Raw genomic sequence first — 22,544 nt, forward strand, 5'->3', positions numbered from 1 at the left:
AATTCCAGATATGCAAATTATTCCTTGAATTTAAGTGAACATTTTGAATTTTATTCAATTTTTCTGCCTTAAGTTAGAGTTTTTTAGTGGCTCATAGATAAACAACTTAAAGTTGCTTAAATTAAAAAAATACACTAAAAAATTGTATTTAGACATAAATAAAACACATTATGATACAATCTAAAACGAGCTACCTATGTAGCCGCGGGGTATTTTTCTAAATAATTGAGAGTGGAGTGTGGATAATGCGGTATAGATACAAATTAAGTTTTTCAGTATTGATGATCAGTAGTTGTCTTGTGCAATCTGCAAGTGCAGTTGAGAGTAGGAATAGAGTGCTAACAAGAGCAACACATGTGGTAAATAGAGAAGAGGAAGAAAAAAAAATAGCACTGATGTCTAATTTTTTTCGCAATAATACTATTCTCAAAGATGGTGATGTAGAGCTTGTTGATAATGGAAAATCCTCCGTAGGATCTAATATTAAAAAAGGTGGGATGCAGATAGTTGTACGCGGAGGAACTGCAATTAATGCTGAAGTTAGAGGTGGTAAGCAGTTTATTCATGAAGAGCCCAATATTGATCTTACACGCGTGTTGAGACGGAGTAGTGCATATAATTCCACAGTTACTGGTGTAGATGGAGCAATAGGGCAGCAGAATGTGTATGATGGGGGAGGTGCTTGGTATGCGAAAGTGGGAAATGATGGAGAACAAAATATTTATGCGGGGCAAAGAAAGGAAGGGGGGAGAGCAATGTTTACAGAAGTTTCTGGGAATGGGAGACAGCATGTCTTAGCACTAGGGGAGTCTGTGAAAACTACTTTGAAGGATCAAGCTATTCAAGTTGTATATCCTATGGGATTTGTAGATACTTTAACAATTACCGATTTTGCTAAATCGTGGTTCCATGTTGGTGTACAAGAAGTCGTTGGAGAAGTAAGGATCAATGGTGGCGGAGAACTTTATTTATTCGCTGGCGATAGGACAAATCATATAACTAAGAAAAAAATTCCTATAGAAGAGAGCGTGGATGAGATAATATTTGAGGTTGGTGAACGGAAGATAGGAGAAAAACCACAGATTAAAATTAAAGATTTAGGGGGGCAGGGTGGGACTGTTATTTTTTCTTCTATTCCGTATGATCCACGTCATATTTCACTTTATGTTGAGAGACTTTCAGGGGATTTACATTTTCGATTCAATATTAGCGCTACGTGGGATGCGAGTGATTATTTGTTGATTGGTGAGGGCTCAGGGAATCACAAAATAAATATTGCAGATTCTGGACGTGAAATTACAGGTCCTCTCTCACAAAGGAATAGTTTGGTTACTGAGCTTCCGTTAATTACCGATAGAAGCCACAATGGCGGAGCTAATTTTACTCTGGCAGATCTTTTGGGCAAGGACATTACAGCTGTTGATGGTGGAACCTATCAGTATCGCTTAGTGAAGAGAGGAAGATGTGCTGATTCTAGTGGTAGTGCTACAATTTGGTATTTAAGTAGAGCTTCTGGAGATACGGAAGGTTCTAATTCTGAAGTAGAGTGTGTGAATAAGAAAGCGAAGATTCCTCTTGCATTGTCTGCTGATACGGGTATACAGTCTGATCAAGGGGCTTCTTCTGAAGGAAAAAATACCGGTCCTCGTCCACTTACTAAAAAACAGCCATCTAAACCACGACCTCCACGTCATTTAAGAGGGGCACAGAATGTCTCTAGTGTTTCTGTATCTCCCTCTCAAGAAAATCAGACTCTTGTAGCGTTTCCTCTATCAGGTCTTCATCCTTTTTCTGATGAAAAACAACAAACTGCTGTTTCAACCTCTTCTCAATCTTTAGCCGATCAAATGACTTTGCGTCCAGTTCATAAAGAACAACCTTTTCCACAATTGAGTGAGAAACTTTCAGTTTCTCACTTTTTGACCACTCCCTCTACAGATGCGGTATTGTCTATGTCTGCGGCTCCAGCGATGATTTTTCACAATGAAATGCAAACCGTACGTGCGGGAAGAGGAATTCTAGATAAAAGTAAAAAGAATGCAGCTTTATGGACCTATGCGATTAAATCTAAAGAGAGCATTGCGACAGAGCATATAGATTTTAAACTGGATCAGACCGGTATCGTTTTGGGGATCAATGGTTTAGGCGAGTGGGAAAATGGAGAGTTTTATATAGGTGGTTTTGGCAGTTATGATCGTGCCCGTGTTGCGCATGCACGGGGGGGTAACAGTGGAATCAATACTTATGGTATTGGCGCTTATGTCACTTATTTTGATCATAGTGGATGGTATCTCGATGGTATTTTAAAATACAATCATTATCAAAATACTCTAAAAGCCGTATCAACGAATGGTTTAGAGATTGAAGGAACATATACTCAAAGGGCATTGGGAACTTCCTTTGAAGCTGGTTATCGACTTAAGACGTCAAAGAACAGTTGGTTACAGCCTTATGGACAATTTACATGGTTACAAGTTGAGGGTAAAGAAATCAAGTTATCGAATGATATGACAGGTGACATGCGTCCATTCACTTCATTACGCAGTGAGGTTGGCTTATCTTTAGGGTATGAATTTGGTTCACACATGGATTCCTCATCGCTTGCGTATATTACAGCAGCATGGTTGCGTGAGAATAAAGATGACAATCAAACGTTAATTAATCAACGTCATCCATTTACCACTGACTTATCGGGGAATGCAGGTAAATTAGGAATAGGTTTAAGCAGTTTAGTGAGTGAGAAGTTAAAGTTATATGGTGAGGCACATTATATTAAAGGGCGTAAAACAAAACAGTCCCTTCAGGGTGTTTTAGGTGTACGCTATAGTTTCTAACGATATGGTTATTTTTTAATTGATCTCAATGATAATTTTGATGGAAAGCGTTGAGGAATATAAAAGAAGTTCAACCTTTGCTAAGGAGCGGTAGCGCATCTTTATGATGGGATGAGCAATTGCAGGTGTTTTTATTAAAGTCTTCTTTATAATTCATTCTATATTTTTGAGAATTTGTATAGAATTTTGCAGAGTCACTTGGCAAAGGGCTCCTTGCTCGCTATAGAAATGGCTAGAGAATATTATAAATGAAATAAAGGTGGTTAAATGGCTTTAGAGCGTACTTTTTCGATGATTAAACCAGACGCAACCCGTCGTAATTTGACTGGCGCAATTACTAAAATGCTTGAGGATGCGGAGCTACGTGTTATTGCGTCTAAACGTGTCTGGATGAGCAAACGTGAGGCTGAAAAATTTTATGCTGTTCATAAAGAATGTCCTTTTTTTAGTGAATTGGTTGAATTCATGTCTTCTGGTCCAACCGTTGTACAAGTTTTGGAAGGTGAAAATGCAATAGCTAAAAACCGTGAAGTAATGGGGGCTACGAATCCTAGTGATGCAGAAGAAGGGACAATTCGTAAGGTTCATGCTTTATCGATTGGCGAAAATTCTGTCCATGGATCCGATAGTGCTGAAACGGCAAAAACAGAAATCGCCTTTTGGTTTCCTGAGGTAGAAATTGTTGGTTAATAAAGCGTTTATAATAATAAAGCGCATATAAGAAGCAAAAATCCGAAACACTATGTTTCGGTTTTTTGCTTATAAGATTATAGATTTTTTTGAAAGCATATAGAGCATTAATCGTTTTTTTAGCTTTTAATATTGCAGCTGCTTTTACGAAAATATAAAGGCTATTTACTCTTTTCTGAAGAGTTTTTATCTACACGCTACCCTTACTTGTAATGTGCAAAAAAGCATTTTATTGATCTATCATTAATAGATTTAAAATAAATCAATCTTATGCTATTCTCATCTCTTATTTAAGTACAAAAAGATAAATCATCATTATAAAATTCCATACTATTCATAGGATAACGTGTTTTAAACCTGCACGAAAATAATCCCACCCTGTCCACAATGTAAGGAGGGCAGAAATCCACAGCATAGTAATGCCAAACTCTACTGTGTAAGGGAAAATTTTATTACCGGCTGGTCCAGCTAAAAGAAATACAATAGCGATCATCTGTACAAAAGTTTTCCATTTTGCAAGACGAGAGACAGGAACACTAACTTTTAACTCAGCCAAATATTCACGTAATCCTGATACAAGAATTTCTCTGCAAAGAATGATAATAGCTGCCCATAGTGTCCACCCAGCGATGGTACTGTCTGCGGCAAGCAAGAGCAAACAAGCAGAGACGAGAAGTTTATCGGCAATTGGATCTAACATGCGACCAATATTGGATGTTTGTTCCCAAATACGAGCAAGGTAACCGTCAAGAAAGTCAGTAATGGATGCAACGATAAAAATAGAAACAGCAATCCAGCGAGTAATATCACTTGATTGTAGTCGCCCTTCTAAAAAAAAGCATGCAACAACCATTGGGACTGCAACAATTCGTGCATAAGTTAAAATATTTGGAAAAGAAAAAGTATGATTTTTCATGGAGCCATTTTTAATTCTTTTGAAAGAGAATATATTTCCTAAACGTAACAAGGCGAAGGTTATGAAACAAGCCTATTTTTCATGAAAATGGTTATAAATTTTTTGTGCAATTGTCATAGAGATTCCCGTAACTTTTTTTAAATCTTCAAATGAGGCACTAGCAACAGCTTTGGCACTTCCAAAATGATGAAGCAATGCACGCTTTCTTGTCGGACCGATATTTTCGATTTCATCAAGTGGGTTTTTGAATGTTGCTTTTTTTCGTTTTATCCTATGAGTTCCAATCGCAAAACGGTGTGCTTCATCACGCAGACGTTGCAAAAAATAGAGGATAGGATCACGTGGAGGAAGTGTAAAGGGGGGAATACCTTTTATAAAAAATCGTTCACGTCCCGCATGACGGTCAACACCTTTGGCGATTCCAACAACTGTGAAGAGATCATTTAATTGTAATTCAGCAAGTATTGCATGTACGCTGTTGATTTGTCCTTCACCACCATCGATTAAGATAAGGTCAGGCCAAATGGGAAAAAGATCATCATCTTTTATGTCATGACTTCTATTTGGCAGATCATACTCTTTGATAAGGCGTGAAAATCTTCGTTTAATCACTTCTTTCATCATGCCAAAATCATCGCCAGGCGTGATATCTGTTGAGCGAATGTTGAATTTTCGATATTGATTTTTAATAAATCCCATTTGACCAGCAACAATCATAGCTCCTACAGCATTTGTTCCCATGATATGAGAATTGTCATAGACTTCTATCCGGCGTGGAGGAAAAGGTAGTTGGAATGTTTTAGCAAGACCTTGAAGCAATTTTGTATGGGTGGCTGTTTCAGAAAGCTTATGTTCAAGTGCTTCATGAGCATTGAGATAGGCACGATTAACAAGAGTTTTTCGTTCACCTTGTTTAGGTAAAGAGAGGGACACTTTGTGATTTGCTTTAAGACTAAATGCCTCTGTAAGAAGTGCCTTTTCTTCAATTTCTTCAGATAAAAGGATGCTTTTAGGAAGTGGTTTATCATCGTAAAATTGGGCAAGAAAACTCGCTAAAATTTCAGTGCGGGAAAAAGAGGGATCTGCTTTAGGAAAATAGGCACGGTTTCCCCAATTTTGCCCCATGCGAAAAAAGAACACTTGAATACAGGTCATTCCTTCTTTTTGCGCAATTGCAAATACATCCGCTTCTTTTATCGTTTGAGGATTAATACTTTGATGGCTTTGTATGTGAGAAAGGGCTGATAAGCGGTCACGATAGGAAGCTGCTTGTTCAAAATCAAGATTTTCTGCGGCTTTATGCATAGCTTGAACCATATCGCTTTTAATAGATTGATCTTTTCCCGAAAGGAACGCTTTTGCTCCTTTCACCAGTTCTTTATAATCACTGTCACTAATTTCATGAGTACAAGGTGCAGAACATCGCTTAATTTGATAAAGCAAACAGGGGCGTGTACGGTTTTCAAAAACTGAATCAGTACAGGTTCGTAATAAAAAGGCGCGTTGTAAAATATGAACTGTTTGTGTCACTGCACCAGCAGAAGCAAAAGGACCAAAATAGTGAGCTTTTCGTGTTCGAGCACCACGATGTTTGTAAAGTGCAGGCACTTGATGATCATCTGTAATCATAATATAAGGAAAACTTTTATCATCACGTAGGAGTACATTAAAATGTGGATGCAATCTTTTGATGAGATTGGCTTCTAAAAGGAGTGCTTCTGTTTCTGTATGGGTGACGATAAATTCCATATGATATGTTGCACGAATCATGCGGGTAATACGATTATTGTGTCCTTGTTCACGTGTATAGCTTGAAACACGTTTTTTGAGATTACGGGCTTTGCCAACATAAAGAATATCACCATTTTCACCAATCATCCGGTAAACCCCTGGCTTATGCGGAAGGTGTCTAACAAACTCTTGTATGAACTTGATACCTTGGAATTGATTTTTCTCATTGCTTTGATTAGCATTATGCCATGTAATATTAGAGAGAAAAGAAAGATTTTCCCGTTCATTTTGCGGACAATTTGTATTATTTTTCAGGACCATTCCGTTTATTACGAATATGTTGTTTGTTTAATATATGAAATATTCTTTTTTGTTAAATAATGATTATTTATGTCTTTATATTTTTTTCTATAAATAATATCTTATAACATAAGAGTATGATTTTAGAGAGCCGATCTTTCATAAAAAATATGAGAGTTGTTATTCTAAGACAGCTTTATGAATTTGCCCAATTTATCCATTAAAATGATTGAAATAAGAAATCCATGATGATTAAGAGGATAGGCTTTCTAAAAAAAATAATTCACGCTGATCGTTATTAGCTTACCATTATAATATGTTGATATTATCCAAAGAATCAAAGAACTTTATCATTTAATGCCTTTGTATTTTACAACATGATATTTGATTTAGGAAAAATATTAGAGAAAGATCTAAAATAATAGATGTTCTTTTTGAAGCCACTTATGCGTTATTTTGGCATTTTCATCTTGTCCAAGACGGTTGATAAGAAAGGGGCTGAGTTTTTTCATTTCTTCTTCCAAAAGGTAGGGAGGGTTAATAATAATCATACCACTTCCATTCATTGTCGGTGGACTTGAATTTTTTCGGATACGCATTTCAAGCTGTAGAATCTTAGGAATTCCGGTTTGATAAAGCGCTTGAAGAAAACTTTCAATTTCTTTGTCATATTTAACAGGATACCATAAAGCGTAGATTCCTCCAGAAAAGCGACGATAGGCTTTCGTTAATCCATCAATAAGGCGGGAAAACTCTCCAGCTTTTTCAAAGGGAGGGTCAACAAGGATAAAACCACGTTTTTCTTTTGGTGGTACATGAGCATTTAAGGAAAGCCAACCATCTAAATGCAGAACTTTTGTTTGATAATCTCCTGCAAAGTTTTTTGCTAAAATATGATAATCTTCATTGTGCAATTCTATTGCGGTGAGGCGATCTTGTTTCCGTAATAATTGACGAATAAGAACAGGAGATCCAGGATAAAATACAATTTCTTTTTCCCCTTTATTGAGGGCATCAATGATATCACACCATGGACAAAGGAGTGTTCTTAAATCTTCTGGGATAGGAGTTGAAAAAAGTCGTTGGACACCTTCGCGCCACTCTCCTGTTTTACGTGCTTCTAAAGAAGAAAGGTCATAAATACCGATTCCAGCATGCGTATCTATAACGCGAAAAGCTTTTTCTTTGCGTTTGAGATATTCTACAATGCGAGTGACAATAATGTGTTTAAAAACATCAGCAAAATTGCCAGCATGATAAATATGCCGATAATTCATGGAGTAAACTCTATCATATGTATAACTGTACCGGATTATTAGCATAGAATAATAGAATTGATATCCATAAAAATACTCTTGTAGAAATCAAACAATACCCTCACTCCCAAATTATACACTACAGAAAAAATATTAATGTCATTAGAGCATTTATTCACAAGGCTATTTTTATATTATGAGATTAATCGTTAAAATTTTAATTTTTTTATATGAAAGATAGACAAGAAGAGACCAAACATTTCAATAGAGATATTTATGTTGTAAGAGAATTTTTTTATGACCGCGGACTCTTTCAGGAAAACTATAAAAAAACTCAATTAACGAGAATATTAGTGAAGTTTGTTGAAAAATTGAAGGGTATCTTTCAAATTCATTCATCAATTTTCTTGTTTAAAGATTAAAGAATTTCAAATGCTTGATAAAAACATTGTTACATTTATAAGTTTTTTAGCAAGCGTAAAATTATGGATAGAGCAATAAAGTGCTGGTGTTATAGTGATAGATTTTTGTAAAAGTGTGAATGAATTTCATTGCTTTAAGCGGAGCCAAAGCTTTACATTATACACGCTAAATAGCTAGGTTATTGTGTATGATGCTAAAATAAAACTTTTGAAAATTGATATGTGCTCTGCAAGCTATCTCAATCAAAATGAGGAATTTTAAACTAAAGTAAATAGGTTTATCTATATCTAACACTGTATTATCGAGCGACTTTATGAGGTAATCTTATAAAAAAGGCTAGGATAAGAAATTCTTTTTATATGGATTATGCTTCGATACCATGCTTTTGATTGAATGTAATTTTCTATTCATGCCCATTCTGTTTTCAATACTGAGATAGGTTAAACACATGATATTATGAGAACGCATGCCCAGAATCCGGAGACTTGTAATAGTTAGAGCATACAGTGGTTTAGAGAGCTGGTTATATGGAGGTATTTTACTGAATAAAGGCACAAGCTGGTACCTTTTTTATTTTTTAGCAGTATTGCCATACCTCTTGGCACTTGAGTTGGTTCATAAAGTACATTTTTACTCTTTCCGCTAATAGTTTTATTTACACGCCAGATATTTAATTGAATGCTATGATGGCTCATATTTCGTATTGTATATGGAATAATGGATGATAAAATTTCCACCCCAACGCAAAGAATAAATGTTGTGCGTAAGATGATCGTTTTTGAAGAGACTGATGATGTGTTAAGAAAGTTTTTTAGAGATTTTTCTTTCTGATTTTTTTAATTGAATACGTAAAATGTTTTACAGCATGTTATGATTTTTATCAGTAAAGGATAATTTGGCGGAAATGTTTGTAATGATATGTAAAGCATTGTTTAAAAGGAAAGACATTGGCTATAGTATTTACAGGAAGATGAGTAACCTAAGAGATCAGATGAAGTTATTTTAGAAAAGTTTTTAAGTGTTTTGAACTTTGTATGAAGTGGTTTATCATTTTTGAATGGTTTGTGTTATAATACGCTAAAAAAGGATGAGAGGATAAAAAGTTCTTTTTGCAATAAAAGCGTGTAATTGCTTTTAAGTTAAGAAGAAAATATATAAGTAAGATATTATATTTGATACATTCTTCAGAGGAAGCATGGATAAATGAAATCAAATTTAAAAGCATAAAGTTAGAGAGAATAATGGGTAATATTTTTTCACCAACGCATTTAATTATAATTTTATTGATTATCTTTGTGCTTTTCGGTCGCGGTAAAATTTCTGAATTAATGGGCGATGTTGCTAAAGGAATTAAAGCCTTCAAAAAAAATATGAAAGAAGAAGATGACGGCATTGAGGATAAAGTTGAAATGGCTCCTACTTCCCAAATGATTGATGTAGAATCTCAACAATCTCAACAATCTCAACCGTTATCGGTAAAACATGCAACAGCGCGCAGAAAGGTTTCTTCTGTTTCTAAAAAAAGCAAAACATCTGTTGCTAAAAAACAGTAACAAAAACGCAATCATCATTGTGCAATATTTTTTGATGAGAAAGTCGAATTAAGAGATGTTTGGGATTGACGGACCAGAGTTTATCGTAATCTTACTTGTTCTCATCATTGTCGTTGGACCAAAAGATTTACCTAAAATATTAAAGACAGTAGCAAAGATAAGAGCGTATGTGTATTCAACAGCAAATGAATTTCGTCATCAGTTTGATGATGTAATAAAACAAATCGAGCGCGATGATTTGCAAAAAGTATGTTCGGATATTAGCAATTCAAGCAAGAAGTTGGCAGAAACTTTTGATCCCACTCAAAATATATTAGAGGATATCCACGATAATTGGGATGTTAAGGAAACGCATCATAAATCAAAAAAAGATAAAGAAATTTTGGAATGTGATCAAAAGGTAATCAAGAAAGATATGACAGTTTCTATAGCTTCTCATCATTCTGAAAACATTTTTGTTTCTCCTAAAGATAAAGAAAAAGAAGATGTGTCATGAATGTAAAAAAAAAATGAAGTTGATGCTAATATGGCTCCACTTTTAGAACATTTAATTGAACTTCGTCAGCGAATTATTTCTGCCTTGGTTGCATTTATGATCGCTTTTATGATGTGTTTTCTTGTTAAAGATTATATCTTAAATTTTTTACTATGGCCATATCAGTGGGCAATGAAAATAGCAGGGGGTAACCCTGAGGGTATTCGTTTGCAATCAACGCAAGTATGGGAAACTTTTTTAACGAAGATGAAGCTTTCTGCTTTTGGGGGAATTATTTTATCTTTTCCCTATACGGCTTTTCAGTTTTATAGTTTTATTGCACCAGGGCTTTATAAAAATGAGCGGATGGCTTTTTTACCATTTCTCATTGGGGGGCCTATTTTATTTTGTATTGGGGGAGCGTTTGTTTATGGTCTATTAGCGCCAATAATACTATGGTTTAGCCTTTCTCAACAATTTCTTCCAGATGTTCATTTAAAAATAGAGTTTATAGTGCGTATTTCTGATTATTTGGGCTTTATGACATCATTTATCCTAATTTTTGGTTTGATTTTTCAATTACCTCTTGTCATCAGTCTTTTAACAAAAATTGGATTTTTAACGTCTCATGATTTGGTGTCTAAACGAAAATGGGCTATTTTGCTCTCTTTTATCATTGCGGCAATCATAACGCCGTCGGATTTTTTTACGATGTTTGCAGTGGCTTTACCAACGATAGCACTTTACGAGATTTCAATTTTAATTGCTTACAGTATAGAAAAGAGAAGAAAATCCGCTTAAGAAAAGTGTATAATCTTATGCGATAAGGAATGAATAAAAACAATATAAATGAGGAATTTTTATGCTTGATATTAAGTGGATTCGTGACAATCCTGAGAAATTAGATAAAGCACTCGTAAGTAGAGGTCTTGAGCCACAAGCTGAAAGGTTAATACAACTTGATCTTGCACGTCGGTCGCATATTGCTAAGGTGCAATTGGCGCAGGAACGTCGCAATGCTGTTTCAAAGGAAATAGGACAGGCTTTAGCGGTATCGGATCAGCAAATGGCTGAACGTCTTAAAGCTGAAGTTGAAGAGATTAAAGCTTTTCTTTCCTCTGCAACAGTGGAAGAAAAACAGCTGACGGAGAGTCTTGAGAAACTTCTTTCAGCACTTCCAAATATTCCATTAGATGATGTTCCAGAAGGTAAAGATGAAAGTGATAATGTCGTCATTCGACATTTTGGTACACCTCCAACATTTAATTTTACACCAAAGGAACATTTTGATCTTGGTCAAGATCTCAAACAAATGAACTTTGAGCGAGCTAGTCGTTTGTCTGGAACACGTTTTACAGTGCTTTCAGGGGCGTTAGCTCGGCTAGAACGAGCATTAGGACAATTTATGCTTGATGTGCATGTGAATGAGCATGGTTATACAGAAGTCTCAGTACCTCTTCTTGTTCGTGATGAGATTGTTTACGGAGCAGCACAATTGCCGAAGTTTGCAGAGGATCTTTTTCAGACAACAGATGGTCGATGGCTTATTTCTACTGCAGAAGTACCATTAACTAATTTGGTTAACGATGAAATTCTTGAAATATCAGATTTACCACTGCGATTTTCTTCTTTATCTCCTTGTTTTCGTTCAGAGGCTGGAGCAGCCGGTCGTGATACGCGCGGTATGTTGCGTCAGCATCAATTTTGGAAAGTTGAAATGGTCTCGATTACCAGTGAAGAGCAGTCTTTAATTGAATTGGAACGTATGACTGAATGTGCAGAAGATATATTAAAACGGCTTGATTTGCCTTTTCGCACAGTGGTTCTTTCTACGGGTGATATGGGGTTTGCAGCGCGTAAAACCTATGACATCGAGGTTTGGCTTCCTGGTCAAGAATGTTATCGTGAAATTTCTAGCTGTTCAGTTTGTGGAGATTTTCAAGGTCGTCGTATGAATGCGCGCTATCGTAAAGACGGCGATAAAAAATTGCATTTTGTTCATAGCCTTAATGGTTCTGGTACGGCTGTTGGACGTTGTCTTATTGCCGTACTTGAAAATTATCAACAGGCTGATGGATCAATTATTATTCCAGATGTTTTACAACCTTATATGGGAGGCATGCGCTGTATTACTGCTTAATTTTACGAAAGGAGAGACAATATGCGTTTATTGCCAAGAGGTGATGATACACAGGCGCAAGTTTTTGCCATTTTAAAAGAAGCAGTTTGTCAGTATGATAAAAGTGCACCTTCATTGGAGATTGAATGATACTATGGGGCAAAAGGGTATTTTACAATTTCGTGAGGAGTTAGCCGCTCTTGTACTGAAAATGCGTAGCAAAGGCATTGATGACGTGCGATTTTTTTCTGCATTAGAGAAAATTCCGCGTCAACAGTTTGTTGCTGCTCCTTGGTTCAATAGTGCTTATGATAATAAAGTTATTCCCCTTGAGTGTGGTGAATATATGGAACGTTTGGAAGAACAACTCTTAATTCTTTCGGCATTATCGTTGAAAAAAAGGCATCGTGTCTTAGAAATTGGTACAGGATCTGGTTTTTGTACTGCTCTTATAGCATGTCTGAGTGACCGTGTGACAACGATTGATCGTTATAAAACGCTTGTTGATTTAGCACGACAAAAATTTCAAACTTTAGGAATTGAAAATATTGTTATACGGCAAATTGATGGAAGTCATAGTGTGACAGGCTTAGGATCATTTGATCGCATTCTTATTTGGCCATCACGTTTTGATGAACCCAAGGAATTTTTAGAACTTTTAGCTGAAAATGGAATTCTCATTCAGGCGATAGGACCTGACGAAGGGGTACAAACGGTGACGCGCTATACAAAAATCGGTAGTCGATTTGAGTGTTTAGAACTGTTCCAAGTGCGTTACCAACCTTTTATTAAAGGCATTGCGGAGATACTTTAATTTTTAAAAGCTAAGAAATTTCTGCAAATTGCCTACGTTAAATTCATTTTGATCTTATATAAAGATATTTATGAATAAAACATCTCATTTTAACTCTTCGGTAATTTAAAAAAGCTTTAATGGAGTGAGTTGATTATTGATGAGTGAGCAAAACGATGTGTCTAAAAGCTTTGGATAATATTTTCCAGCATAATTTTCAGAGAATAACTTTGTTAGCGGTGGTAACTATTGTTGCTGGTTGTAGTTCTGGTACACAGCGTTTTTCCAATACGTTCTCTCATCGTACGGTATCATCTCAATCAAATATATCAAGTACTATGTATACAGATCCGCGAATGCTATCATACGGTAGTGGTATGATACAAAGCACTGAATTGCCACCTGTGGAATCAAGCGATGATTCGTGGGGAGATGATAATTCCCCCTATAATTTTCCACATCAAGATAGGATAACTTCTTCTGATGGTCGCGTTATGGGCGCCCCTCCACGTAATCTTGGAACACTTTCTCGTTCAGAAATGGATAAATCTCCTATTTTTCGGCGGAATTCTTATATTGTTCAGAGTGGAGATACACTGCTCAGTATTGCACGACAAGTAGGGGTTAGTGTTGAGGCATTAAAATTAGCAAATGGTATAAACGGCAATTCCATTTATATCGGTCAGGTCCTTGTTGTTCCAAGCAGGCGTACATTAGCAGCTTCAAATGCACACAATAATAACGATTGGGCAGTGTCAACAACAGAATCTGCATCCCAATCTCAAGTGATGTCCTCTATAAAAAACAAGAAGTCCTCTCCTATATATAAAGCTCCTGTAACAACGCCACCCTCTGCAAAGATGAACAAATCAAGTTCTGAGAAAAAAATTTCTAAACAGATGACGCAATTGAAACATGAGACTGGTTTGTCAAGTACTGTTACGAATACAGATAATATGACGACTCCGCAAGCCACAGGAATTTCTAAGATGCGTTGGCCAGTACGAGGGCGTTTATTAAGCCAGTTCGGTCAAAAAAAGGGAACAGTAATGAATCGAGGAATAGATATTGCAGTGCCTGAAGGGTCTTCGGTAAAGGCGGCAGAAAATGGTGTGGTTATTTACGCGGGAGATGGATTAAAAGAGCTTGGTAATGTTGTGATGATTCGACATGAAAATGATATTATCACTATTTATGGATGTAATAGTAAGCTTGTTGTTAACAAAGGACAAAGGATAAGGCGCGGTGATGAGATTGCTAAATCTGGTGTTTCAGGAAATGTTAAAACGCCACGTGTCTATTTTGAGATGCGTAAGAATTCATTACCTGTTGATCCCCTTAAATATTTAGAAAACTAATTTATTGATGACTTTTACATTTGAATAGTCTTACAGTTTATAGAAAATTCATGAAAAATAATTGATTTTCTTAAATCAATAACATTGCAGCAAAAAATCATTGGTTTCAGGAAAGTAGTTCGTTGGGGTCGTTAGGTATTACCATCTTTGTATTTATGAAAGTGTAAGACAATAGTATCATACTATTTGTCAGCTTTGAGTGTTCCAATTTCTCTTGCATTTGAGAGAAGCATGAAAAAAATATTTCACGCCTTTCTTAAAAAGTTTTTATCTACAGGCTCATTTCATATGTGTGACGTGCAAGAAAATCGTTTTGATTAATTCAGAAAGTTTGAAATGAGAGCGTTTTATTGTATTTAGATCTGTCATTTGATATCAAAAACGATAAATTATCTATATAAATTAAGTTTGTTCATTAGAAAAATTATCTTGTATAATTTATTGAGTTAGTGAAAAGATTTGTATTGTAGGATATACAATAGGGGAAAGTGAATCTATTTTTTAAGATTTTTCTCATTGTATTTTGGTATTCTGCCTCTTAAGGATTTATTGTATTTTTGTAAAGCTGTGATTAGATTATGTAGTTATTGCTTTTTATGATAAATTCTTTAGGAATTTTTTCTGTATCGGAATTTCATTTTAATAGAGTGGGAAATACCTGAGGTTTAACTATAGGAGATAAAAATGTTTATTACGAACGCTTATGCTCAAGTTGCAGGCGATGTTTCCGGTGGAATTTCATTTGCTAACGCTGTCCCATTCATTTTACTTTTTGCAATTATGTATTTTTTTATCATTCGTCCACAGCGTGCCCAAATGAAAAAACGCCAAGAAATGCTTAATGCAGTACGTCGTGGTGATACAGTTATAACGGGTGGTGGTATTATCGGCAAGGTTACGAAGGTTCACGATGAGAGTGGTGAATTAGAGGTTGAAATTGGTGAGAGTATGAATATTCGTGTTATTCGCTCAACATTAGCTGATGTGCGCGTTAAAGGTGAGCCGATTGCAGAAAAAAAGTCAAAACTTAATGCTAAAGCAAAAACACCACAAAAGTCTAAATCTAAAAAGACAACGAAAGAAGATATGAGTATCTCTGAAGAGAAAAAAGCTGTATCAAAGGAAAATGCATCTTAAGGTGTAATGGCAGTTTATTACATTTTTTAAGCATTTTTATAAAAAGCTTGGCAAGATCAAGACAATTTCATTGAAAAAGAGGCTTTTATAGTGGCTACAGAAAATGGAGTTTTTGTTTTCTTTAGATTATTAAAATAGTTGTTTTATTTATAGAATGTTACGCAATTTTTTTCTGTTTTTTAAACAAGATCATTGTGTTTATAAAAAGCAATTTGTGAGTAAATAAGCTGAGGAAACTTTTTAAAAGATAGATTTATTTAAGCAGGTATAGCATTTTACCGCAGTTTATTTGCAAATTTTCATATATTTCTTGTATGAGAAGATTAGGGCATTATATAAAAATTTTCACTTCAATACTAGGCTATGTTTAACATATCAATGTTTATATTAGCCTTACTTTAATTTTTATGATGAGAAGAAGCAAAGACAATTGGATTATTCAAAAATAAAAGGTGCATATTTATGTTCGATGCAATTCAAATTCGTGAAGCACATTTTCCAAGTCGCGCACCTATTGATGCTTATGGAAATGGTGGGTTTCGTTTTGCTGATATGTCTCATAGAGGTTCTATTATTTGTGTACCATCAGGTATTTATGGCATTGAGATGGCAGGGCCTGTTCCCACTCAAAGGGATATATCTCGTATTTTAGAAGAAGCTTCTGAAATCGAAGTTTTATTAATAGGTACTGGAATTGAATTATTACGATTACCTGAAGAGTTACGGGTGCTTTTATGGGAAAAACGTATTTCATCAGATACAATGAGTACGGGAGCGGCGGTGCGTACATTTAATGTTTTATTGGCTGAAGATCGCGCTGTTGCGGCGTTATTATTTGCGGTAGAATAGAGTATTGTTTAATAAAACAAAGGCTCTGGTCTAGCATGAAAGACTTGTGTGATTATTTTCTGCGCTGTAAAATACTGTCGTTTAAGGCGGTGATATAAGGGTATAGAATATACATAACTTAACACATTAAGTGTTTTTTAAATACAGCAGCAAGTATTCAGGACAAAGTTTGCTCATAGTTCCTAATGAATCACATGAGTGATCAGCTCTTGGGACTTAAGATAGTTCATAAGAGGCATTTTAATTCTTTCTTATACAGTTTTTACCTACAAGCCAGTTCCGCTTATGACGTGCAAGGGAATAGTTTTTATTGATGTAACATGGAATTGGTTTGAAATGAAAGCATATCTACGATATTTGGGATTCTAATTTAATATACAAAACACAAAATTATGATTATAAATCAATGCGTTTATAGTAACAGAAACGCACCGAGAGCAATTGGATTTTTTACAAATTGGTGTTGGTAAGAACCTTTGTCTTTTAGGATGGGGAGGAGGTCAATGATTGATGAAGTTTTTGTGATCAGTGCATTTTTTATAAAATAACATTGTCATCTATCCACTGAAAAAGTGTTTTGCGTTGCTTGTTGTTCAAGTTTTACTATGCATGTTACGATTGGTTTTTAGCTTTTTTATTGCAAATGAAAACTTGAAGTCCGATAAGATAAGTTTTATCAGAAAAATTATTTATTTAATTTTTTTCTTTCTAAAACGAAAAGGGATTAGAAAAGAAATTTTAATTCATAATACAGTTAAGAGACACATTTAAAAATCTTATTTTCTGAACTGTATTTGCTTATCCTTCATTTTTTAATATGAATAAAAAGAGGGTATTAATTTAATTGCTAAAAAAGGGACGTTAATAGGTTCATAGAATGATAGGCTCTCTTCCTTATTGTCTTGATATTTTACGTACCATAGATCGTGATCGCTATATATCGGTTTTATTTGCACCTAAAAAAAAGCGCCAAGCATTGGCTGCTCTTTATGTATTTAATGCTGAAGTTTCTCGTATCCGCGAAAGTGTACATGACCCACTCATAGGAGAAATACGGTTACGTTGGTGGTATGATGCTATTGCTCATGGTGAAATGCAAACGAGTGGAAACAATCCGATTTTGAATGATTTATTAAAAGCAATCACTCTTTTTAATTTACCTAAGACAGCTTTTTTACGTTATTGTGATGCGCAAATTTTAGATCTTTATCACAATCCAATAGAAACACTTCATGATCTAGAGCATTATTGTGGTGAGACAGCAGGCATAATTTTACAGCTTTCTTGTCAGATATTAGATCCTGAAACTGCACAAGAGTTTACAGATATCTATGAACATGGAGGGATTTCTCAAGGATTAAGCGGTGTATTGCGTCTTTTATCATTCATGCAATCACGATATCAATATTATTTACCCACTGATATATTAAAGGCTGTAGGAGTGAATAGGGAAGATTTGGAATCTCATCGTCTCAGCGATCAACAAAAGGGTTGTATTGTTGAAGCTATGGTAGCATTATCGCGCGATCATTATACCCAATTTTACGAGTATTCTTGTACTTTACCTAGAGTTCTTAAGCCAGCTTTTCTTCCATTGGTCATTGTACCAGCTTCTCTTCAAAAAGCTATACAGCTGGGGGCAGCAATTTTTCAAGAGAGTGCAACTTTGCCATTGATGTATCGCTATTGGTTGATAACAAGGGCAGCAATAAGCGGCAATTTTCCAAAGATATTGTAAAAAAATATTACTACGTTGGAATGCGTAACATGTAGACTGATTTTTTCATATGAAGATAAAAGGAGCTATTGTGATTCCAAACCATTTTTTTGTTATAAAAAATGTTGATGTTTTGGTTGTTATGAACGCAAAAGAATAAGAAATTTTATGATCTTGAAAATACGCTGTATTTCTTCATCAGTAATATGTTTTATTCAGTGTATTGGATGGGTGAGATGCAGAGAAAGAAAAACATGAGATAAATCTTAATACATTGGTTTGTTTGAAGAAGAACTTTTAAGTACTCTGAATGTATTGATTGTATCTCATTTGCAAATGAAATGAAATTTCTATTTTATGAGAGAAGTTATCTTAGCAGTCTATAAGTCTATAAAAAACTCTTATTTTTGAGAAATTATAACATCATAATTGATGATTGTTATGATTGATGAATATATTGATTTATAATGATAATACGTTTTTTCTCATATTGAATGAGAGTCTTGAATAGAAAAAGATTTCTCCATTTTTATAATGAATTTTAAAAATAGTTTTTTTATCTATTATAAGTTGGATGTGTAAATGAAATCATTTAAGGAAGAAGCAATACGCTCCCTATGAATGAATATTAAGAGTAGCAATATAATGAGCTATGAATGAATGACGATAGGGATGATATTTATAGCTTAATGGGCGGCAACCTTTACGACCTTTGGATGGATAATGTTTTTTAATGCATTGCAAAAACGATTCTACATTCCATTGACTATTTTCTCGCAAATCCATACATGCACTGTTTTGCGAGAAAATGAATCATTATACAAACGCTGATCCTAAGATATGCAGACAAGAAATCCGTCTTACCTCTTCAACTATAAACGAAGAGCTGATGAAAACTTTATCAATAAGTTCTTAAAATTATGCACAATCTTTTTATTGGAGAGCGTTAAAGATCTGATTATAATTTGTGCTATTAATTTCCAAAGGATGTTCTTTATTGGCAACTTGTAGCATTTCTAGCTTGAGATCTTCTCTTATCATCATATCTATATTGGCGCGGACCTCAGTTGAAAGAGTATGAGACGTGATATCTTTAGGCATGGTTACAGTCTTTATTTGATAAATGATACGGTTTGTTGCAACCGGACCTTTTATGATGCCATAATGACCTTTGGGAGCAGCAAATAATGCTTTAATCCCTTCAACGCCAAGGATTTCAGATGAGTCTTGACGCCGGAGGGCGGGTGTTGTTTGTTTTGTAACACCAAGGGTATGAGCAAGAGCAACAAGACTTTTTCCTTCCGTGAGCTGTTTGAGAGCATTTTGGGCTTTTTCATCAAGAAGACGTTGGATTTCCTCATTTTTCCATTGAGAAAGAACATCTAGCTTAGCCTCTTCAAGTGTCTTATCGCGGGCAGGAATAATTTTATCGACCTTGTACCAGAGATATCCACCATTTTGAAAAGAGAGAGGATCAAGATCGACTCCTTCGTTTGATTGATAGATGGCATTCAGTAAAATATCTTTTTGAGGTAAATCCGTGAGTATTGCACCTTCAAGCGTTTTTCCCGTTTTATCAATAGTAATTGTGCGCAAAGATAACTTGTATTGGTCAGCTAACTCTTTGAGAGAAGCACCCTCAAAACGAGCATTTTCAATGGCAGCATAATTGTTACGGATATCATCAGTAGCACGATTTTTGGCAAGTGTTTGGCGAATATTTTCTTCTACACTTTCAAAAGGAAGAGAGCTTGAAGGTTCAATATGCGTAACGCGAATGAGAACAGGTCCCTGTAAGTCATTCATCACAGGACTGACTTGCCCTTGTTGGAGTTCAAAAATTTCAGATGCCAGATGATTAGGAAGTTCATTTTCTGCGAGAGGCCCTTTTTTTATGTCATTAAGAGTCTTTTTTTCAGCTTTTACCAGTTCATCAAAACTCAATCCGTCAGCTATTTTTTTTGCTGCATTATCGGCTTTTTCGCGTGAGGGGAATCGCAGTTTTTCGAATGTACGCTTTTCAGGCGTTACAAAACGTGAAGCATTTTGTGTATAATAGGCTTTCGCCTCATCTGTTGAGATATCTTTAGGTTTTACAAAATCATTAAGTTCCATAGATAGCAAAGAGACAGTACGGTATTCTGGAGCACGAAATTGACTTTGATGTGTTTCAAACCATTTTTGTAATGTTTCGTAATCAGGATCAGCAATTGTTTTCTTTTCTTTTAGATCAATAACGAGATAATCAGCAATACGCATTTCTCCTTGATAAAGAGCAAGTGCTTTATAAAAGAGATTTGGTGCCTTCATATCAGAAAGTAAAGCAGCAATAAGCTGATTACGCTTTTCTTGTTTGGTGTAATAATTAAGAAAAGCACTTTCACTAATACGTAAATGCTGAAGATAGTTATAAAACAAGTTTTTATCAAAAGTGCCATTTACCTGGAACATCTTATCAGAACCAATCGTATGAGCTATTGTATCTTTTGAAAGACTTATTTTCATTTTACGTGCTTGTTCATCAAGCAGTACATTTTGTTGTAATTGATTAAATACAAAAGCAGGAATTTGGTATTGCTGCATTTCATTTGTTGTAAACATTCGTCCAAGATGAGCAGCATATGCTAAACGTGCTCTTTGATCGGCGAGTGCAAGACGATAATCATCGACAGTTACTGTGGACTTTCCAGAAGTAATAAGATCTCTTTCACTTTTTTTGTGTAACTGCGGTACCCCCCATAAAAGAATGAAGCATAAGAGTAAAATAGCAAGGAAAATTCTAAAAATCCAAGAATTTGTAGCATTTCTTATGATGTCAAGCATTGTTCAAGTCCATTTTTAATGTGAGTTATTATCAAAGCTGTAATGGAATTTGCAATAAAGAGATGAAAGATGCAAGCTTTAAAGACTTGCTTTCATTTTATAATTTGGTAACTACAGATAAACAATGTATTGTAAAAGCTCTTGAGGTGAAAATATGTCTCCAAATATTGGGCCTTTTCTTGCTGGAAATTGGAAAATGAATGGAACGAGTGAATCGCTTGGAGAGTTGCGTGCTATTGCTACAGGCGTTAGCTCTGATCTAGGTCATCTTTTTGAGGCGCTTATTTGTGTTCCAGCAACGCTTTTATCGCGTGCTTCTAATACGCTGAATGGTGAAAATCTCCTTTTGGGAGGACAAAATTGTCACTTTGATGATCATGGTCCTTATACTGGAGATATTTCAGCTTTTATGCTTAAAGAAGCGGGAGCAAGTCATGTTATTATTGGGCATTCAGAACGTCGTACAGTGTACCAGGAAAATGATGCGATTGTCTGTGCCAAAGTGCAAGCTGCGTGGCGAGCAGGTCTTGTGGCTCTTGTATGTATTGGTGAAACATTGGAGGGGCGTAATAATAATAAAGTACTGGATATTCTCACGCAGCAGCTTGAAGAATCTCTCCCAGATGATGCAACAGCAGAGAATACCATTATCGCTTATGAACCAGTTTGGGCGATAGGCACCGGCAATACAGCGACTCCAGAAGATATTGCAAAAGTACATCATTTCATTCGTGATAGGGTGCGCTCTCGTTTTGGTGATGAAGGCAATAAGATACGTTTGCTTTATGGTGGATCCGTAAAGCCATCCAATGCATTTGAGCTTTTAAGCATTGCTCATGTTAATGGTGCTTTGATAGGTGGAGCAAGCTTAAAAGCGATTGATTTTTTAACTATTTGCGATGTTTGTCGTAAACTATAGCAGAGAAATTTGAGTTTCCCCTTGGATTGTGCGTTATTTATGTGTAAATAGCTATTAAAGAGTTATTTAAAGAGCAGGGTTTATGCAAACAGTACTTATAGTTATTCATTTTTTGATTGTGATTACTTTGGTTGGTATTATATTAATTCAACCTTCAGAAGGTGGTGGGTTAGGTGTGAGTAATAGCTCAGGGTTGATGAAAACTCGTGGATCTCGAAACCCTTTAACACGTTTGACTGCTATTTTAGCCTGTTGTTTTTTTGTTGTATCTATTGGACTTACCGTGGTGAGTAATATATCAAATTCTAGTTCTGATATTTTAAAGCGTATACCGGTTAATTCAGAGCAGAATTCTACCAATAAAGACTCAGGATCAGTCCCATCATCAGATGGTGAGTCTCCCCCTTCTATTCTTGAACAGCTAGGAGGCACTTCGAATTCTTCGCAGGAACAGAAACAGTTCACAAATCCTGAAGTAGAAAGTCCAGTTCCTCAGGTTCTTGAAAATACAGTTCCCGATAACAGTACAAAATAGTTTTTTAAGAAAACATAGACTTTTTAAAAAAGGTGATTTTTTCGCCTTTTTTATTTTAGAAGGAAAATTGTTTCTTTTTGCATTTTTTGCTGGAAAAATCATTATAAATTGCTTAT

Annotated in this window: 17 protein-coding genes; 13 read left to right on the top strand and 4 right to left on the bottom strand. The window is 35.3% G+C overall.

Features of this window, described 5'->3' with window-relative positions; translation table 11 throughout:
- Positions 1 to 245 precede the first annotated feature (245 nt).
- Both bafA and ndk read left to right on the top strand, forming a co-directional pair.
- The gene (gene bafA, locus ACFIQC_RS02155; RefSeq protein ID WP_375706674.1) at positions 246 to 2,834 is read left to right on the top strand and encodes a BafA family autotransporter; all 2,589 of its coding nucleotides are present in this window, start codon (positions 246 to 248) and stop codon (positions 2,832 to 2,834) included.
- Positions 2,835 to 3,101: 267 nt separating this feature from the next.
- Positions 3,102 to 3,524, top strand: coding sequence for a nucleoside-diphosphate kinase (gene ndk, locus ACFIQC_RS02160; protein ID WP_375706675.1), 423 nt, complete (start codon positions 3,102 to 3,104; stop codon positions 3,522 to 3,524).
- A gap of 334 nt (positions 3,525 to 3,858) precedes the next feature.
- On the opposite strand, the gene pgsA is transcribed toward ndk, so the two are convergent.
- The 3 genes from pgsA to ACFIQC_RS02175 form a co-directional block, all read right to left on the bottom strand.
- On the bottom strand, positions 3,859 to 4,440 hold the full coding sequence (gene pgsA, locus ACFIQC_RS02165; RefSeq protein WP_273723320.1) for a CDP-diacylglycerol--glycerol-3-phosphate 3-phosphatidyltransferase: 582 nt from the start codon (positions 4,438 to 4,440) through the stop codon (positions 3,859 to 3,861).
- A gap of 72 nt (positions 4,441 to 4,512) precedes the next feature.
- Positions 4,513 to 6,492: an excinuclease ABC subunit UvrC gene (gene uvrC, locus ACFIQC_RS02170; protein ID WP_375706676.1), complete on the bottom strand. Its 1,980-nt coding sequence runs from the start codon at positions 6,490 to 6,492 to the stop codon at positions 4,513 to 4,515.
- A gap of 392 nt (positions 6,493 to 6,884) precedes the next feature.
- Positions 6,885 to 7,748 (bottom strand): 23S rRNA (adenine(2030)-N(6))-methyltransferase RlmJ, encoded by an 864-nt coding sequence (locus ACFIQC_RS02175; protein ID WP_375706677.1) that lies wholly within the window; start codon positions 7,746 to 7,748, stop codon positions 6,885 to 6,887.
- A 1,643-nt stretch (positions 7,749 to 9,391) separates the two neighbouring features.
- On the opposite strand from ACFIQC_RS02175, the gene tatA reads away from it, so the two are divergent.
- The 9 genes from tatA to ACFIQC_RS02220 all read left to right on the top strand — a co-directional run bounded on the left by tatA (position 9,392) and on the right by ACFIQC_RS02220 (position 18,172).
- Positions 9,392 to 9,703 carry a twin-arginine translocase TatA/TatE family subunit gene (tatA, locus tag ACFIQC_RS02180; RefSeq protein ID WP_375706678.1) on the top strand — a complete coding sequence of 104 codons (312 nt, stop codon included), beginning with the start codon at positions 9,392 to 9,394 and terminating at the stop codon, positions 9,701 to 9,703.
- 55 nt (positions 9,704 to 9,758) lie between these two features.
- A complete protein-coding gene (locus ACFIQC_RS02185) occupies positions 9,759 to 10,199 on the top strand; it encodes a twin-arginine translocase subunit TatB (protein WP_375620752.1) in 441 nt (146 codons plus the stop codon).
- Between the two features lie 30 nt (positions 10,200 to 10,229).
- Positions 10,230 to 10,979 (top strand): twin-arginine translocase subunit TatC, encoded by a 750-nt coding sequence (gene tatC, locus ACFIQC_RS02190; protein WP_375706679.1) that lies wholly within the window; start codon positions 10,230 to 10,232, stop codon positions 10,977 to 10,979.
- 61 nt (positions 10,980 to 11,040) lie between these two features.
- A complete protein-coding gene (serS, locus tag ACFIQC_RS02195; RefSeq protein ID WP_375706680.1) occupies positions 11,041 to 12,318 on the top strand; it encodes a serine--tRNA ligase in 1,278 nt (425 codons plus the stop codon).
- A gap of 133 nt (positions 12,319 to 12,451) precedes the next feature.
- Positions 12,452 to 13,111, top strand: a complete 660-nt coding sequence (locus tag ACFIQC_RS02200; protein WP_375606265.1) for a protein-L-isoaspartate(D-aspartate) O-methyltransferase — start codon at positions 12,452 to 12,454, stop codon at positions 13,109 to 13,111.
- A gap of 155 nt (positions 13,112 to 13,266) precedes the next feature.
- Positions 13,267 to 14,448, top strand: coding sequence for a peptidoglycan DD-metalloendopeptidase family protein (locus tag ACFIQC_RS02205; RefSeq protein WP_375706681.1), 1,182 nt, complete (start codon positions 13,267 to 13,269; stop codon positions 14,446 to 14,448).
- Between the two features lie 684 nt (positions 14,449 to 15,132).
- Entirely contained in the window at positions 15,133 to 15,585 is a 453-nt protein-coding gene (gene yajC, locus ACFIQC_RS02210; RefSeq protein ID WP_375640077.1) for a preprotein translocase subunit YajC, read from the top strand.
- Positions 15,586 to 16,047: 462 nt separating this feature from the next.
- Positions 16,048 to 16,434, top strand: coding sequence for an Mth938-like domain-containing protein (locus ACFIQC_RS02215; RefSeq protein WP_375611259.1), 387 nt, complete (start codon positions 16,048 to 16,050; stop codon positions 16,432 to 16,434).
- An 877-nt stretch (positions 16,435 to 17,311) separates the two neighbouring features.
- Positions 17,312 to 18,172 (top strand): phytoene/squalene synthase family protein, encoded by an 861-nt coding sequence (locus ACFIQC_RS02220; protein ID WP_375611260.1) that lies wholly within the window; start codon positions 17,312 to 17,314, stop codon positions 18,170 to 18,172.
- 912 nt (positions 18,173 to 19,084) lie between these two features.
- Here ACFIQC_RS02220 and ACFIQC_RS02225 read toward each other — a convergent pair.
- Positions 19,085 to 20,974 carry a peptidyl-prolyl cis-trans isomerase gene (locus tag ACFIQC_RS02225; protein ID WP_375706682.1) on the bottom strand — a complete coding sequence of 630 codons (1,890 nt, stop codon included), beginning with the start codon at positions 20,972 to 20,974 and terminating at the stop codon, positions 19,085 to 19,087.
- A gap of 154 nt (positions 20,975 to 21,128) precedes the next feature.
- On the opposite strand from ACFIQC_RS02225, the gene tpiA reads away from it, so the two are divergent.
- Both tpiA and secG read left to right on the top strand, forming a co-directional pair.
- On the top strand, positions 21,129 to 21,893 hold the full coding sequence (tpiA, locus tag ACFIQC_RS02230; RefSeq protein WP_375706683.1) for a triose-phosphate isomerase: 765 nt from the start codon (positions 21,129 to 21,131) through the stop codon (positions 21,891 to 21,893).
- Between the two features lie 82 nt (positions 21,894 to 21,975).
- Positions 21,976 to 22,428 carry a preprotein translocase subunit SecG gene (secG, locus tag ACFIQC_RS02235; protein WP_375706684.1) on the top strand — a complete coding sequence of 151 codons (453 nt, stop codon included), beginning with the start codon at positions 21,976 to 21,978 and terminating at the stop codon, positions 22,426 to 22,428.
- Positions 22,429 to 22,544: the final 116 nt, after the last annotated feature.

Origin of the sequence: Bartonella sp. AA126HLJHH (assembly GCF_042197425.1) — a bacterium.
Classification (GTDB): Bacteria; Pseudomonadota; Alphaproteobacteria; order Rhizobiales; family Rhizobiaceae; genus Bartonella.

Coding starts and splice junctions, on each gene's coding strand:
- ACFIQC_RS02220 (WP_375611260.1), top strand. CDS start 17,312: ATGATAGGCTCTCTTCCTTATTGTCTTGATATTTTACGTACCATAGAT.
- ACFIQC_RS02225 (WP_375706682.1), bottom strand. CDS start 20,974: ATGCTTGACATCATAAGAAATGCTACAAATTCTTGGATTTTTAGAATT.
- yajC (WP_375640077.1), top strand. CDS start 15,133: ATGTTTATTACGAACGCTTATGCTCAAGTTGCAGGCGATGTTTCCGGT.
- tatA (WP_375706678.1), top strand. CDS start 9,392: ATGGGTAATATTTTTTCACCAACGCATTTAATTATAATTTTATTGATT.
- ACFIQC_RS02200 (WP_375606265.1), top strand. CDS start 12,452: ATGGGGCAAAAGGGTATTTTACAATTTCGTGAGGAGTTAGCCGCTCTT.
- tatC (WP_375706679.1), top strand. CDS start 10,230: ATGGCTCCACTTTTAGAACATTTAATTGAACTTCGTCAGCGAATTATT.
- pgsA (WP_273723320.1), bottom strand. CDS start 4,440: ATGAAAAATCATACTTTTTCTTTTCCAAATATTTTAACTTATGCACGA.
- ACFIQC_RS02215 (WP_375611259.1), top strand. CDS start 16,048: ATGTTCGATGCAATTCAAATTCGTGAAGCACATTTTCCAAGTCGCGCA.
- serS (WP_375706680.1), top strand. CDS start 11,041: ATGCTTGATATTAAGTGGATTCGTGACAATCCTGAGAAATTAGATAAA.
- secG (WP_375706684.1), top strand. CDS start 21,976: ATGCAAACAGTACTTATAGTTATTCATTTTTTGATTGTGATTACTTTG.
- ACFIQC_RS02185 (WP_375620752.1), top strand. CDS start 9,759: ATGTTTGGGATTGACGGACCAGAGTTTATCGTAATCTTACTTGTTCTC.
- ACFIQC_RS02175 (WP_375706677.1), bottom strand. CDS start 7,748: ATGAATTATCGGCATATTTATCATGCTGGCAATTTTGCTGATGTTTTT.
- ACFIQC_RS02205 (WP_375706681.1), top strand. CDS start 13,267: ATGTGTCTAAAAGCTTTGGATAATATTTTCCAGCATAATTTTCAGAGA.
- tpiA (WP_375706683.1), top strand. CDS start 21,129: ATGTCTCCAAATATTGGGCCTTTTCTTGCTGGAAATTGGAAAATGAAT.
- uvrC (WP_375706676.1), bottom strand. CDS start 6,492: ATGGTCCTGAAAAATAATACAAATTGTCCGCAAAATGAACGGGAAAAT.
- bafA (WP_375706674.1), top strand. CDS start 246: ATGCGGTATAGATACAAATTAAGTTTTTCAGTATTGATGATCAGTAGT.
- ndk (WP_375706675.1), top strand. CDS start 3,102: ATGGCTTTAGAGCGTACTTTTTCGATGATTAAACCAGACGCAACCCGT.